Annotated in this window: 13 protein-coding genes; 12 read left to right on the top strand and 1 reads right to left on the bottom strand. The window is 62.8% G+C overall.

Features of this window, described 5'->3' with window-relative positions; translation table 11 throughout:
* Nucleotide 1: 1 nt before the first annotated feature.
* Nucleotides 2-1,990, bottom strand: a complete 1,989-nt coding sequence (locus NY023_RS02785; protein WP_013970696.1) for a sigma-54-dependent Fis family transcriptional regulator — start codon at nt 1,988-1,990, stop codon at nt 2-4.
* 255 nt (nt 1,991-2,245) lie between these two features.
* Between NY023_RS02785 and NY023_RS02780 the strand changes: the two genes are divergently transcribed.
* The 12 genes from NY023_RS02780 (at nt 2,246) to NY023_RS02725 (ending at nt 15,150) form a co-directional block, all read left to right on the top strand.
* The gene (locus tag NY023_RS02780) at nt 2,246-3,766 is read left to right on the top strand and encodes an aldehyde dehydrogenase family protein (RefSeq protein ID WP_003257045.1); all 1,521 of its coding nucleotides are present in this window, start codon (nt 2,246-2,248) and stop codon (nt 3,764-3,766) included.
* A gap of 225 nt (nt 3,767-3,991) precedes the next feature.
* A complete protein-coding gene (gene eat, locus NY023_RS02775) occupies nt 3,992-5,440 on the top strand; it encodes an ethanolamine permease (protein WP_013970695.1) in 1,449 nt (482 codons plus the stop codon).
* A gap of 46 nt (nt 5,441-5,486) precedes the next feature.
* Nucleotides 5,487-6,881: an ethanolamine ammonia-lyase subunit EutB gene (locus tag NY023_RS02770; protein ID WP_013970694.1), complete on the top strand. Its 1,395-nt coding sequence runs from the start codon at nt 5,487-5,489 to the stop codon at nt 6,879-6,881.
* Nucleotides 6,882-6,889: 8 nt separating this feature from the next.
* Nucleotides 6,890-7,708: an ethanolamine ammonia-lyase subunit EutC gene (gene eutC, locus NY023_RS02765; protein ID WP_044047205.1), complete on the top strand. Its 819-nt coding sequence runs from the start codon at nt 6,890-6,892 to the stop codon at nt 7,706-7,708.
* Nucleotides 7,709-7,816: 108 nt separating this feature from the next.
* Nucleotides 7,817-8,275: a GNAT family N-acetyltransferase gene (locus NY023_RS02760; RefSeq protein ID WP_003257044.1), complete on the top strand. Its 459-nt coding sequence runs from the start codon at nt 7,817-7,819 to the stop codon at nt 8,273-8,275.
* A gap of 250 nt (nt 8,276-8,525) precedes the next feature.
* Nucleotides 8,526-9,173, top strand: a complete 648-nt coding sequence (locus NY023_RS02755; protein ID WP_015268798.1) for a DedA family protein — start codon at nt 8,526-8,528, stop codon at nt 9,171-9,173.
* A 9-nt stretch (nt 9,174-9,182) separates the two neighbouring features.
* The gene (locus tag NY023_RS02750; protein ID WP_013970691.1) at nt 9,183-9,998 is read left to right on the top strand and encodes a zinc-dependent peptidase; all 816 of its coding nucleotides are present in this window, start codon (nt 9,183-9,185) and stop codon (nt 9,996-9,998) included.
* Nucleotides 9,999-10,091: 93 nt separating this feature from the next.
* Nucleotides 10,092-10,619, top strand: coding sequence for an inorganic diphosphatase (gene ppa, locus NY023_RS02745; protein WP_003255365.1), 528 nt, complete (start codon nt 10,092-10,094; stop codon nt 10,617-10,619).
* A gap of 287 nt (nt 10,620-10,906) precedes the next feature.
* Complete coding sequence (locus tag NY023_RS02740; protein ID WP_013970690.1) at nt 10,907-11,608, top strand: XRE family transcriptional regulator; 702 nt, start codon at nt 10,907-10,909, stop codon at nt 11,606-11,608.
* Nucleotides 11,609-12,084: 476 nt separating this feature from the next.
* Complete coding sequence (locus NY023_RS02735; RefSeq protein ID WP_013970689.1) at nt 12,085-13,869, top strand: copper resistance system multicopper oxidase; 1,785 nt, start codon at nt 12,085-12,087, stop codon at nt 13,867-13,869.
* A complete protein-coding gene (locus tag NY023_RS02730) occupies nt 13,866-14,213 on the top strand; it encodes a hypothetical protein (RefSeq protein ID WP_031324559.1) in 348 nt (115 codons plus the stop codon). Before NY023_RS02735 ends, NY023_RS02730 begins: the two co-directional genes overlap by 4 nt.
* On the top strand, nt 14,203-15,150 hold the full coding sequence (locus tag NY023_RS02725; protein WP_013970687.1) for a copper resistance protein B: 948 nt from the start codon (nt 14,203-14,205) through the stop codon (nt 15,148-15,150). Before NY023_RS02730 ends, NY023_RS02725 begins: the two co-directional genes overlap by 11 nt.
* The last annotated feature ends 1 nt before the right edge of the window (nt 15,151 follow it).

Genomic DNA, 15,151 nt, shown 5'->3' with positions numbered 1-15,151 from the left:
CTCAGTCGGCTCTGGTGATGCCGTGTTTGCGCAGTTTTCGATACAAGGTATTGCGGCTGATGCCCAAGTGCTCGGCGACACGGGTGAGGTGCCAGTGTTTTGCATCTAGCGTCTCCAACAATGCTTGCCGCTCCGCATCCTGTAGGAGCGGCCTTGTGTCGCGATCGGGCTGCGACGCAGCCCCTGCAGATTGGTCGGCGCTGCTGAGACCCTGGGGCCGCTCTGCGGCCCTTTCGCGACACAAGGCCGCTCCTACAGGGACGGTGCTGTTGCGGAGAATGGTGGGCAGATCCGGGAACGCGATGCGGGAGTCTTCGCAAAGTGCCACCAGGGTACGCAGCACGTTGCGCATCTGCCGCACGTTGCCCGGCCAGGCGAAGTCGAGCAGTGCCTGCCGCGCCCTGGGCTCGATATCGATCGGTTCTCCCTGCGCCTCCTGACGCAGCAGAAAGTCCAGCAACTGCGCCTTGTCACTGCGCTCGCGCACCGCAGGCAATGCCACTTCCAGACCATTCAGCCGGTAATACAGGTCCTCGCGGAAACTGCCCTGCTCCACCCGTTCCAGCAAGTCACGGTGAGTAGCGCTGACAATGCGCACGTCGACCGCCTGCGGCTCACCACCGATCGGCACCACCTGGCGCTCCTCCAGCACGCGCAGCAGGCGGGTTTGCAGGGCCAGTGGCATGTCGCCAATCTCGTCCAGCAGCAAGGTGCCGCCATCGGCCTGCAGCAGCTTGCCGCGCATGCCTTCCTTGCGTGCACCAGTAAAGCTGCCGCCGCGATAGCCGAACAGTTCGCTCTCGATCAGGCTTTCCGGGATCGAGGCGCAGTTGATGGCGACGAACGGCTTGCCGCGCCGCTCGCTGGCCTGGTGCACGGCCTGGGCGAAGGCCTCCTTGCCGCAGCCGGTCTCGCCGCGCAGCAACAGCGGCACATCGCGCTCGAACACCCGCACGCTGCGGCGGAAGTCGTTTTGCAAGGCGGGGTCGAGCAGGCAGATAAGCGGCTCCACTTCCCGCGTGGGCCGCGGCTGGGCGGCTGGTACCGACCACACCGGTGCGCGCGCCTGGCCACGCAGGCTGGCGAACACTTGGCGCCCGTCCAGGGTATGCAGCGGCCACGCCGTGCTGCCGCCAGGCGTGGCGCGGCTGAACAGTTCGTCGTGGCTGCAAGCGAAGAAGCGTTCCAGCGGTTTGCCCAGCACGCCACCACGCACCGTGCCCAGCAGGTTCAGCGCGCTCTGGTTGGCGGCGCAGATGCGCCCGTCACCGTCGAACGCCAGCAGGCCTTCGCTGAACAGGCCGACCGACTCGGCCTGCAGGTGAAAACGCAGCAGCCATTGCTGTTCGAAATGGCGCAGGAAGTAGCAGCTTTCGATCATCTTCGCCGACAGGTTGACCAAAGCCATGGTGTGGAACTGGCTCTGCCGGGAAACGTCGGGCCGCGCCGAAGACACATCCAGCACTGCCAGCAACTCGCCATGCGGGTCGAACACCGGGCTGGCCGAGCAGGTCAGGCCGGTGTGGCGACCGCGGAAGTGCTCGTTCTGGTGAATGGTCAGCGCCTGGCGCTCGACCAGGCAGGTGCCGATGCCGTTGGTGCCCTCGCGCGCCTCGCTCCAGTCAGCGCCCAGCCACAGCCCGGCACGCTCGAAGCTGCGCCGCTCGGTCGGCGCGCTGACGCAATTGAGGATCACCCCACGGGCATCGGTCAGCAGCACCGCATGGCCGGCCCCGGAAAGCTGCTGGTGCAGGCTGTTCATTTCATGGTCGGCAATCTGCAGCACCTGGCGCAGGCGCTCGCGGCTTTCCAGCAAGCGCCCATGCTCGAGCACCACCGGGGCCTCGATCACCGACGGGTCGAGGTGGTAGTCCTCCAGGCAGCGTAGCCAGGAGCGGGCGATGGACGGGTCACTGCCACCCTCCCCGGCCCCACCATGGGCGACGGTATGGACTTGCTGGGCATGGCGACTGAAATGATTGCTCTGCATTGTTGTAGTTCTCCGCAGATAGAGAGTCCCGCCAGCATCCTCCACCCGGGAAGGCTTTGCAATGCACCCTCCGGTTACGTGTCGCAAATGGCACAAAGTGTCACCCCCGCGCGTACCGGCGCTGGCACAGAGATCGTGGGCCCGGCCCAAAGGACCGAGCCAAGTCATTGATTTACCTGGCGCTCGAAACGCTGGCCCAACCTTTGCTCTACGCTTTCCAACTCCCTAACAAACACAATAGCCAGGAGACACACCATGCGTTACGCACATCCCGGTACCGAAGGCGCGAAGGTTTCCTTCAAGAGCCGCTACGGCAACTACATCGGTGGTGAGTTCGTTCCTCCGGTAAAGGGGCAGTACTTCGAAAATACCTCCCCGGTGAATGGCAAGCTGATCGCTGAATTCCCTCGCTCCACTGCCGAAGACATCGACAAAGCCCTGGATGCCGCCCACGCTGCAGCCGACGCCTGGGGCCGCACTTCAGTGCAGGACCGCTCCAACGTTCTGCTGAAGATCGCCGACCGTATCGAGCAGAACCTCGAACTGCTGGCCATTACCGAAACCTGGGACAACGGCAAGCCGATCCGCGAAACCCTCAATGCCGACATTCCGCTGGCGGTCGACCACTTCCGCTACTTCGCTGGCTGCATCCGCGCCCAGGAAGGCGGCGCCGCGGAAATCAACGAAGGTACCGTGGCCTACCACATCCATGAGCCACTGGGCGTGGTCGGGCAGATCATCCCGTGGAACTTCCCGATCCTGATGGCCGCCTGGAAGCTCGCCCCGGCCCTGGCCGCCGGCAACTGCGTGGTGCTCAAGCCGGCCGAACAGACCCCGCTGGGCATCACCGTGCTGCTGGAAGTGATCGGTGACCTGCTGCCAAAAGGCGTGCTCAACGTGGTACAAGGCTATGGCCGCGAAGCCGGTGAAGCACTGGCCACCAGCAAGCGCATCGCCAAGATCGCCTTCACCGGCTCGACCCCGGTTGGCTCGCACATCATGAAATGCGCCGCCGAGAACATCATCCCGTCCACCGTCGAACTGGGCGGCAAGTCGCCGAACGTGTATTTCGAAGACATCATGCAAGCCGAGCCAAGCTTCATCGAGAAGGCGGCCGAAGGCATGGTGCTGGCGTTCTTCAACCAGGGCGAGGTATGCACCTGCCCGTCACGGGCACTGGTACAGGAGTCGATCTACCCGCAGTTCATGGAAGTGGTGATGAAGAAGGTGCTGCAGATCAAGCGCGGCGACCCGCTGGACACCGACACCATGGTCGGAGCGCAGGCCTCGCAACAGCAGTTCGAGAAGATCCTGTCGTATCTGGACATCGCCCAGAAGGAAGGCGCCGAGTTGCTGACCGGCGGCAAGGTCGAAAAACTGGAAGGCTCGCTGGCCACCGGTTACTACATCCAGCCGACCCTGCTCAAGGGCAACAACAAGATGCGCGTGTTCCAGGAAGAAATCTTCGGCCCGGTGGTCAGCGTCACCACCTTCAAGGACGAAGCCGAAGCCCTGGCGATCGCCAACGACACCGAGTTCGGCCTGGGTGCCGGCGTGTGGACCCGCGACATCAACCGTGCCTACCGCATGGGCCGTGGGATCAAGGCTGGCCGCGTGTGGACCAACTGCTACCACCTGTACCCGGCGCATGCCGCGTTCGGTGGCTACAAGAAGTCGGGGGTCGGGCGTGAGACGCACAAGATGATGCTTGACCACTATCAGCAGACCAAGAACCTGCTGGTGAGCTACGACATCAATCCGTTGGGCTTCTTCTAAACCGCGTCGCCTGCTTCGCGGGTAAACCCGCTCCCACAGGTACTGCGCTTGCTTAAGGCGCTGTACACCCCCTGTAGGAGCGGGTTCACCCGCGAAGAGGCCAGGCCTGCATATACAAAACCCAGAGCGGTAACCGTGCACCAACGCTCTGGCTCGCTTCCTGCAGTACCCATCACCATCGGCCCGGAACCCGTCCGGCCACCAAGAAAAACAACAGGTGAATCTATGCCAAGCGATCATTCCGCCGGCTCGCCGGCAGGCTCTTCCGTCGACTTCGAAAAAGTCGGCTCGGACTATTTCCAGCAACGTGAATTGAAAAAAGGCGCCGCCGGCTGGGTCCTGCTGGTCGGCCTGGGCGTGGCCTACGTCATCTCCGGCGACTATGCCGGCTGGAACTTCGGCCTGGCCCAGGGCGGCTGGGGCGGCATGTTCCTCGCCACCCTGCTGATGGCCACCATGTACCTGTGCATGTGCTTCTCGCTGGCCGAGCTGTCGTCGATGATCCCCACCGCAGGCGGCGGCTACGGCTTTGCCCGCAGCGCCTTCGGCCCCTGGGGCGGCTTCCTCACCGGCACGGCGATCCTCATCGAGTACGCTATCGCCCCCGCCGCCATCGCGGTATTCATCGGCGCCTACTGCCAGTCACTGTTCGGCATCGGCGGCTGGATGATCTACCTGGCGTTCTACATCGTGTTCATCGGCATCCACATCTTTGGCGTGGGTGAGGCGTTGAAGCTGATGTTCATCATCACCGCCATCGCAGCCATCGCTCTAGCCGTGTTCCTGGTGAGCATGGTGCCCCATTTTGATGCAGCCAACCTGTTCGACATCGCCAAAACGGACGCTGTGGGCGCCAGCAGCTTCCTGCCGTTCGGCTATGTCGGCGTGTGGGCGGCCATCCCCTATGCCATCTGGTTCTTCCTTGCCGTAGAGGGCGTGCCGCTGGCTGCCGAAGAAACCAAGAACCCCAAGCGTGACCTGCCACGCGGCCTGATCGGCGCCATGCTGGTGTTGCTGGCCTTCGCCCTGCTGATCCTGGTGGTCGGCCCCGGCGGCGCAGGCTCCGAAGCACTGAAAGCGTCCGGCAACCCGCTGGTAGAAGCCTTGTCCAAGGCCTACGGCGGTAGCACCTGGATGGGCGGTTTCGTCAACCTGGTCGGCCTGGCTGGGCTGATCGCCAGCTTCTTCTCGATCATCTACGCCTACTCCCGGCAGATCTTCGCCCTGTCCCGCGCCGGCTACCTGCCGCGCAAGCTGTCGGAAACCAACAAGAGCAAGGCCCCGGTACTGGCCTTGATCATCCCCGGGATCATCGGCTTTGCCCTGTCGCTGACCGGCCAGGGTGACCTGCTGATTCTGGTGGCGGTGTTCGGCGCTACCCTATCGTACGTGCTGATGATGGCCGCGCACATCACCCTGCGCATCCGCCGGCCGAAGATGGAGCGCCCATACCGCACCCCCGGTGGCATCTTCACCTCGGGCCTGGCACTGGTACTGGCCTGCATCGCCGTGGTCGCCGGTTTCCTGGTAGACCCACGGGTGGTGATTGGCGCCGCAGTGATCTATGCGGTATTAATTGCCTACTTTGCTTTCTACAGCCGCCACCACTTGGTCGCGGGTACACCGGAAGAGGAATTCGCCGCGATCCAGAAGGCCGAAGAGGCCTTGCACTGATCGCCGCCACCCGCCGCGGGGCAACCCGCGGCTCTGGAGACTCTGTATGGCAAGTTTCGTACACACGGTCGGCCACCTGGTCTACCGCTTCGACAGCCTCAAGGAAGTGATGGCCAAGGCCAGCCCCGCCCGCTCGGGTGACTACCTGGCGGGCGTGGCGGCCAGCAATGATGGCGAACGGGTCGCCGCGCAGATGGCCCTGGCCAATATCCCGCTGACGCATTTCCTCAACGAAGCGCTGATCCCTTACGAAGATGATGAAGTCACGCGCCTGATCATCGACACTCACGACGCCCAGGCCTTCGCCCCGGTCAGCCACCTGACCGTGGGTGGCCTGCGCGACTGGCTGCTGAGCGAAGAGGCCAACGAGGACAGCCTGCGCAGCCTGGCACCCGGGCTGACGCCGGAAATGGCCGCAGCGGTGTCGAAGATCATGCGCGTGCAGGACCTGGTGCTGGTGGCACAGAAGATCCGCGTGGTCACCCGGTTCCGTGGCACCATGGGCCTGCGCGGGCGCCTGTCGACCCGGCTGCAGCCCAACCACCCGACCGACGAGCCGGCCGGCATCGCCGCCAGCATTCTCGACGGCCTGCTGTACGGCAACGGTGACGCCATGATCGGCATCAACCCGGCCACCGACAGCATCGCCTCGATCTGCGCCCTGCTGGAGATGCTCGACGCCATCATCCAGCGCTACGACATCCCCACCCAGGCCTGCGTGCTGACCCACGTCACCACCTCGATCGAGGCGATCAACCGTGGCGTACCACTGGACCTGGTGTTCCAGTCCATTGCCGGCACCGAGGCGGCCAACGCCGGGTTCGGCATCAACCTGAACGTGCTGCAGGAAGGCTACGAAGCGGGCCTTTCGCTGAAACGCGGGACCCTCGGGCAGAACCTGATGTACTTCGAAACCGGCCAGGGCAGCGCGCTGTCGGCCAACGCCCACCACGGCGTCGACCAGCAGACCTGTGAAACCCGCGCCTATGCCGTGGCCCGCCACTTCAAGCCGTTCCTGGTCAACACCGTGGTCGGTTTCATCGGCCCCGAATACCTGTACAACGGCAAGCAGATCATCCGCGCCGGCCTCGAAGACCACTTCTGCGGCAAGCTGCTGGGAGTGCCGATGGGTTGCGACATCTGCTACACCAACCACGCCGAAGCCGACCAGGACGACATGGACACCCTGCTGACCCTGCTGGGCGTGGCCGGGATCAACTTCATCATGGGTATCCCAGGCTCCGACGACATCATGCTCAACTACCAGACCACCTCGTTCCACGACGCGCTGTATGCACGCCAGACCCTGGGCCTGAAGCCCGGGCCGGAATTCGAGGCATGGCTGGCCCGCACCGGCATCTTCACCCAGGCCGATGGCCGGGTGCGCTTTGGTGACAACCTGCCGCCGGCCTTCCGCCAGGCCTTGGCACAGCTTGCATAGGGATGACCATGGACCACCGCACGCCTACCCCCGAAAACCCCTGGCTGGCCCTGCGCAACCTGACCCCGGCGCGCATTGCCCTGGGCCGTACCGGCACCAGCCTGCCGACCGGTGCGCAACTGGACTTCCAGTTCGCCCACGCCCAGGCACGCGATGCCGTGCATCTGGCCTTCGACCATGCCGGCCTGGCTACCCAGCTGAGTGACCGCGGGCGCGAAAGCCTGGTGCTGCACAGCGCCGCCAGCGACCGCAACCAGTACCTGCAACGCCCGGACCTGGGGCGACGGCTGAGCGAAGATTCGGTTGCCGTGCTGCGCCAGCATGCCCAGGCCAACCCCGGCGGGGTCGACCTGGCCATCGTCGTCGCTGACGGCCTATCGGCGCTGGCCGTGCACCGCCACACGCTGCCGTTCCTGGCGCGCTTCGAGGAACAGGCCGCCGCCGACGGCTGGACCAGCGCCCCGGTGGTGCTGGTGCAGCAGGGCCGCGTGGCAGTGGCCGACGAGGTCGGTGAACTGCTGGGCGCACGGATGACGGTGATGCTGATCGGCGAACGCCCGGGGCTCAGCTCGCCCGACAGCCTTGGCCTGTACTTCACCTATGCGCCAAAGGTCGGCCTGACCGATGCCTACCGCAATTGCATTTCCAACATCCGCCTGGAGGGCCTGAGTTATGGCATGGCGGCGCACCGCTTGCTGTACTTGATGCGCGAAGCCTGCCGGCGCCAGCTTTCCGGGGTGAATCTGAAGGACGAGGCCGAGGTCCATAGCCTGGAGAGCGAAAACACCACCGGCCAGAAAGGTAACTTCCTGCTCGGCAAAGGATAAAAAACATGTCACGGAAGGCGGATTGCACTTGCGCCAAGCATTGGGCAGCATGCCTTTGAAAGCTGCTGGCAATCCGCTGTTTCCCCTAATGGACTCTGAGGGCCGCACATGCGCATCATCAAGGCAACCCTGGAACACCTCGATCTGCTTACGCCGATGTTCGTCAAATACCGCGAGTTCTATGGGCAGCTACCCTACCCCGACAGTTCGCGCAGCTTCCTGGAAAAGCGCCTGAAGCGGGATGAGTCGGTGATCTACCTGGCGCTACCCGATGATGATGACGGCAAGCTGCTGGGCTTCTGCCAGCTGTACCCGAGCTACTCGTCGCTGTCGCTGAAGCGGGTATGGATTCTCAACGATATCTACGTGGCCGAGGACTCGCGGCGCATGCTGGTGGCCGACCACCTGATGCGCGAGGCGAAGAAAATGGCCAAGGAAACCAACGCCGTGCGCATGCGGGTGTCGACCAGTGCAGACAATGAGGTAGCGCACAAGACTTACGAATCCATCGGGTTTCGTGAGGATAACGAGTTCAAGAGCTATATCCTGCCGATCAGCCAGGATTGACCTGCACCGGCCTTTTCGCGGGTAAACCCGCTCCCACAGGCATAGCGGCACATCTGAAGTCGGTGCTGTACCTGTGGGAGCGGGTTTACCCGCAAAGAGGCCGGTACAGGAGTACCCCCTGCCGTAACCCCCCGCTACAAACTCCCCGGGCATGATCCTGACTTAGCCGTATAATGGCCCACCTGTCGTGTGTGAAAATTTACCCATCCGCAGGTAACCGAGCCTACGCCCAAGAACACAGGTGCTGTACATGGATTTCAACCCGCTGGACCTTATCCTGCATCTCGATGCCTACCTCGATCTGCTGGTCACCAACTACGGTCCCTGGATCTACGCCATCCTCTTCACCGTGATCTTCTGTGAAACCGGGCTGGTGGTCATGCCCTTCCTGCCTGGCGATTCGCTGCTGTTCATTGCCGGCGCCGTGGCCGCCGGTGGCGGCATGGACCCGTTGCTGCTGGCCGGCCTGCTGATGGCCGCCGCGATCCTCGGCGACAGCACCAACTATGTGATCGGCCGCACGACGGGCGAGCGGTTGTTCAACAACCCCAACTCGAAGATCTTCCGTCGCGACTACCTGCAGCGTACCCACGACTTCTATGAACGCCACGGCGGCAAGACCGTGACCATGGCGCGCTTCCTGCCCATCCTGCGCACCTTTGCGCCGTTCGTCGCCGGCATCGCCCACATGCACTACCCGCGCTTCCTCGGTTTCAGCGTCGCCGGTTCGCTACTGTGGGTCGGCGGCCTGGTGACACTGGGCTACTTCTTCGGCAACGTGCCATTCATCAAACAGCACCTGTCGCTGATGGTGGTGGGCATCATCATCCTGTCGCTGGTACCGATGATCCTCGGCCTGCTGCGTGGCCGTCTGGGCCGCACGGCCAAAGCGCACTGAAACTTGCCGATGTGGTCGTTCAGCGCCTGGCGGCGCAAGCGCACCCTGGCGCGCTATCCCATCACCCCCCAGCAATGGCAGGCCGTGCGCGAGCGCCTGCCAATGCTGGACGGCATCACTGACGAAGAGGATCGCTGGCTGCGTGAAGCCTGCATCCTGTTCCTGCTCGACAAGCACCTCACCTGCCTGCCCGGCGTCGAGCCGGATGACGAGCAGCGCCTGTTGCTGGCGGCCCAGGCGCAATTGCCGCTGCTGCACCTGGGCGAGCTGAACTGGTACCAGGGTTTCCACGAAATCATCCTCTACCCAGACGATTTCAAGAGCCCCCAGCGCCACCGCGATGCCAGTGGCGTGGAGCACGTGTGGGACGGTGAGCACAGCGGCGAAGCCTGGCAGCAGGGCCCGATCATCCTCGCCTGGAGCGGCGTGCTGGCCAGTGGTGGCTGGGAGGCCTACAACCTGGTCATCCATGAACTGGCGCACAAGCTCGACATGCTCAATGGTGATGCCAACGGCCTGCCGCCGCTGCACAGCGGCATGCCCGTGGATGAATGGGCAACCGCCATGCAACAGGCCTATGACGACCTCAACCGCCAGCTGGACGCCAACCCCGACGCCGAAACCGCCATCGATCCATATGCCGCAGAGAACCCCGCAGAGTTCTTTGCCGTAACCAGCGAGTACTTCTTTAGTGCTCCCGACCTGCTGCAACAGGCTTATCCACAGGTCTACCGCCAGTTGTCGCTGTTCTACCGCCAAGACCCGCTGGCGCGCCTGTGCCGGCTGCAGGCCGAACACCCGGAATACCGCGAAAGCCACGCCTGACGGGGCCGCACATCAGGCCAGGCGTGGCATGCCCATGCAGAATGTGCCTATAATCGCCGCCACTTTTTTGGTCAAACACGGGGGCACTGCCCAATGAGCTACAGCAAGATTCCGGCGGGCAAAGACCTGCCGAACGACATCTACGTCGCCATCGAGATCCCGGCCAACCACGCGCCGATCAAATACGAGATCGACAAGGACAGCGATACCCTGTTCGTCGACCGTTTCATGGCTACCCCGATGTTCTACCCAGCCAACTACGGCTTCATCCCGAACACCCTGGCCGATGACGGTGATCCGCTGGACGTGCTGGTCGTTACCCCTTACCCGGTAGCCCCAGGTTCGGTTATCCGCGCCCGTCCGGTCGGCGTGCTGAACATGACCGACGACGGCGGCGGCGACGCCAAGGTCATCGCTGTTCCTCACGACAAGCTGTCGCAGCTGTATGTCGACGTGAAGGAATACACCGACCTGCCAGCCCTGCTGATCCAGCAGATCGAGCACTTCTTTGCCAACTACAAAGATCTCGAGAAGGGCAAGTGGGTCAAGATCGAAGGCTGGGAAGGCGCTGACGCCGCCCGCGCCGCGATCACCAAATCGGTTGCTGCCTACAAGGGCTGATGCCGGTTGCATGAAGAACCCCGCCTCGGCGGGGTTTTTTTATGCCTGATGGATGGCTGGTCTCCCTGGCACTGGATGACCTGCCTGCGCAGCACTTTTGTGGGAACAACTGTCTTGCTCAAATTCTAGATGCTGGCGCGATCCCTGTGGGAGCGCGCACTTGCTTGGGAGAGTAAAAAGTCCTACGCAGTCCTACTCCAACGCCCTACAAACAGGCGCTTTTCACACAAGCCCCATCAACATCCGGTTCATATCCTTGCTGGCATCCCGCCGCTACACTCGCCGCCATGAACACATCCGGTGACAGACTCAAAGCCCTCCTCCACGAATGTGGCCTGACCTCTTCCGATTTCGCCGCCCAGCGCAGCGTCACGCCCCAGCACGTCAACAACTGGCTCAAGCGCGGCGTGCCCCTGGCCCGGCTGGACGAAATGGCGGACCTGTTCTGCGTGCATCGTCGCTGGTTGCGCACGGGCGAAGGCCCCAAACACCACAACCCGATCCTGCGCACCTGCCCACCGGGGCCGGCGCCCGCCAACCCGCCCACGCCGCTATCTGCGCAAGGCGGCCGTATATTGAAGGTGCCCTTTTACGAGTTGCACAACGGCCTGCTGTCGCCCGTGGCCGGCAAACACCTGTGCCTGCCCGCAAAAGCCCTGAAGGGGTTGGGAGTGCATGCCGACGACGCCATCTGCCTGGCCATGCCCGCCAGCAACATGACCCCGCTGATTCCGCTGCAAGCTACCCTGGCCATCGACCTGGGCATGACCCAGGTGGTCGAGGGCGAAACCTATGCCCTGCTGCACAACGGCGTGCTCAGGGTTAACAACCTCAGCCTCGGCCAGCACGGCACGCTGTACCTGCACAGCCATGATCGGCGCAACTATGCGGTCGAACGCTACACCGCCGCCCAGCGCCAGACACAAGGCCTGAAGATCCTGGGCTGGGTGTTCCACTGGTCGCATTTCCGCCAGCAACGGCCCGACTGAAACAAACCTGTGCCATTTTTTGCTGGGCATCCTGCGCGCGCCCTTGTATGCTACGCCCCACATTCAGCCCCGACCGGCGCAAGCCGCGGTCCAGAGGGCTCGGCGATATCCCACACGGGCATCTGCCATCTCTTTCAGGCCCTTGATGGCCACACAGTTAAGGCGATTGCGGCTTACCATAAATTAGTCGGAAGCGTCCCCGAGAAGCCGGCCACAAGCCGGCTTTTTAATGCCCGAGTAAAAGCCACTCCCACCCTTTGCAGACTGTTGCAGGCTTCCCGGACACTGGCGTTGCAGCCAGACCATAGGGTTCGCCAGTACATCCAGTCAGAAGCTGACAAAAAAGTAATCTGAAGCTCAGCCAGATGACAGCGCAGGTCCGCTAGCGTGAATGATGATTGTGGGCCTCTCGTCCCACGGGCTGGGCATTCAACCGCTGAATGCCAGCGACTTCACGACTGACTGGACGCAACGGCATGCAAAGCAAAACCACCAGACGCTCCTTCGTCAAAGGCCTTGCCGCTACCGGACTGCTTGGCGGGCTTGGCATGTGGCGCGCGCCGGTCTGGGCCGTGACCAGCCCGGGCCAACCGAGTGTGCTGAGCGGCACCGACTTCGATCTCTACATCGGTGAGCTGCCGGTCAACATTACCGGCGCTGCGCGCACAGCGATGGCCATCAACGGCTCCATTCCCGGGCCCATCCTGCGCTGGCGCGAAGGCGATACCGTCACGCTGCGTGTGCGCAACCGCTTGCAGCAGGACACCTCCATCCATTGGCACGGCATCATCCTGCCGGCGAACATGGACGGCGTGCCGGGCCTGAGCTTCCATGGCATCGCCCCCGACGGCATGTATGAGTACAAGTTCAAGGTCCAGCAGAACGGCACCTACTGGTACCACAGCCACTCCGGTTTCCAGGAGCAGGTCGGGGTGTATGGCGCCCTGGTCATCGACGCGAAAGAGCCTGAGCCGTTCACCTATGACCGGGACTACGTGGTCATGCTCAGCGACTGGACGGATGAAGACCCTGCACGGGTGCTGTCCAAGCTCAAGAAGCAGTCCGACTACTACAACTACCACAAGCGCACGGTGGGCGATTTCGTCAACGATGTGAGCGAAATGGGCTGGTCCGCCGCGGTAGCCGACCGCAAGATGTGGGCCGAGATGAAAATGAGCCCCACCGATCTCGCTGACGTGAGCGGCTACACCTACACCTACCTGATGAACGGCCAGGCCCCCGACGGTAACTGGACGGGCGTGTTCAAGCCGGGCGAGAAAATCCGCCTGCGCTTCATCAACGGCTCGGCCATGACGTATTTCGATGTGCGAATTCCCGGCCTGAAGATGACGGTTGTCGCGGCGGATGGGCAGCATGTCAAACCCGTTGCGGTCGACGAGTTCCGCATTGCCGTTGCCGAAACCTACGATGTCATCGTCGAACCCGAAAGCGAGCAGGCTTACACCATTTTCGCCCAATCCATGGACCGTACCGGGTATTCCAGGGGCACCCTGGCGGTTCGCGAGGGCTTGCAGGCCCCTGTTCCCGCTGTCGATCCACGGCCGACCATTTCCATGAGCGATATGGGCATGGACCATGGCGGTATGGGCGGCATGGATCACGGCAGCATGGCCGGCATGGACGACGGTGACATGGCTGGCATGGACCACGGCAGCATGGACCATGGCAGCATGGCCGGCATGGACCATGGCGAAATGGCTGGCACCAGCGCGCCCATGCAGAGCCACCCAGAGTCCGAGACCAACAACCCCCTGGTCGACATGCAAACGATGACCCCGACGCCAAAACTGGGCGATCCGGGCATCGGCCTGCGTGACAACGGCCGCCGTGTGCTGACCTATGCCGACCTGCGCAGCACCTTCCCGGACCCGGACGGCCGCGCGCCTGGTCGCACAATCGAGTTGCACCTAACCGGCCACATGGAAAAGTTCGCGTGGTCCTTCGACGGCATCAAGTTTTCCGATGCCGAGCCACTGCGCCTCAAGTATGGCGAGCGCCTGCGCATCACCCTGGTCAACGACACCATGATGACTCACCCCATCCACCTGCATGGCATGTGGAGCGACCTGGAGGATGAGAACGGCAACTTCATGGTGCGCAAACACACGATCGACATGCCGCCTGGCTCAAAACGAAGCTATCGCGTCACGGCAGATGCCTTGGGGCGTTGGGCCTATCACTGTCACCTGCTGTTCCACATGGAAATGGGCATGTTCCGCGAAGTCCGCGTGGACGAATGAACTGGAGATCCGAGATGAGCAAACCAATGAAACGAAGCGCGTTTTTTCTCTCTGCTGCGATAGCCGGCCTGTTTGCAGTTTATGCCCCGGCATCCTGGTCCGACGGCAACGATCAGCAGTCTGCCGATGCCAAGGAAGCCAGGAGTGCCCAAGGCATGGACCATGGTGCGATGAAGGGCATGGACCATGGCGCCATGAAAGGGATGGATCACAGCTCGATGAAAGGTATGAACCATGACGCCATGAAGGGTATGGACCATGGTTCGATGCAGGGCATGGACCACGGCAAGATGATGGAATCCCATGGCAGTAACAAAGCCAAGGCAGGGAAAGATGCTCAATAGCCTGGCACGACCATCGCTGCTGGCACTGACCGTTACGCTGGGGGCGCTGGGCGCTGCGCCCAGCTTCGCCGCTGAAGAAATGGACCATTCGATGATGGACCACGGCGAGATGGATCATGGCAGCATGCAGGGCATGGACCATGGCGCGATGAATCATGGAGCTATGAATCATGAGGCTATGGACCATTCGACAATGAACCAAGGCTCGGCGGATACACCGACAACAAGCCGTACCCCGATCCCGGTCCTGACCGACGCCGACCGCCAGGCAGCCTTCCCCCCATTGGGTGGGCATCAGATGCACGACAGTGCTATCAACAGCTTCTTCCTGCTGGATCAGCTCGAGTACCAGGATGCGGATGAAGGCAGCACGCTGACCTGGGATGCTTCTGGCTGGGTAGGCGGCGATATCAACCGGCTGTGGATCCGCTCCGAAGGTGAACGCACCAACGGTGTCACCGAGGATGCCGAATTGCAGCTGCTGTACGGCCGCGCGATCAGCCCATGGTGGGATGTGGTTGCCGGGGTGCGCCAGGACTTCAAGCCTGAATCTCCCCAGACCTGGGCGGCGTTCGGTATCCAGGGCATGGCGCTCTACGACTTCGAAGCCGAAGCCACCGCGTTCATTGGCGAGAACGGCCAGACTGCCGCGCGCCTGGAAGGCGACTACGACATTCTGCTGACCAACCGCCTGATCCTGCAGCCAACCGCTGAAGCCAATTTCTATGGCAAGAACGACCCTGGGCGCGGTGTGGGTTCCGGCCTGGCAAATACCGAAGTCGGGCTGCGCCTGCGCTATGAAATTGTCCGCCAGTTCGCCCCCTACATCGGCATCACCTGGAGCCGCTCCTACGGCAAAACCGCCGATTTCGTCCGCGACGACGGTGGTGATGTGGATGAAGCGCGTTTCGTGGCAGGTATCCGCATGTGGTTTTGAG

This window comes from Pseudomonas sp. NBB (assembly GCF_032701105.1).
Taxonomy (GTDB): Bacteria; Pseudomonadota; Gammaproteobacteria; order Pseudomonadales; family Pseudomonadaceae; genus Aquipseudomonas; species Aquipseudomonas asiatica.
Note: the sequence above shows the minus strand (reverse complement) of the source record. Positions and strands in the feature narration are given on the sequence as shown.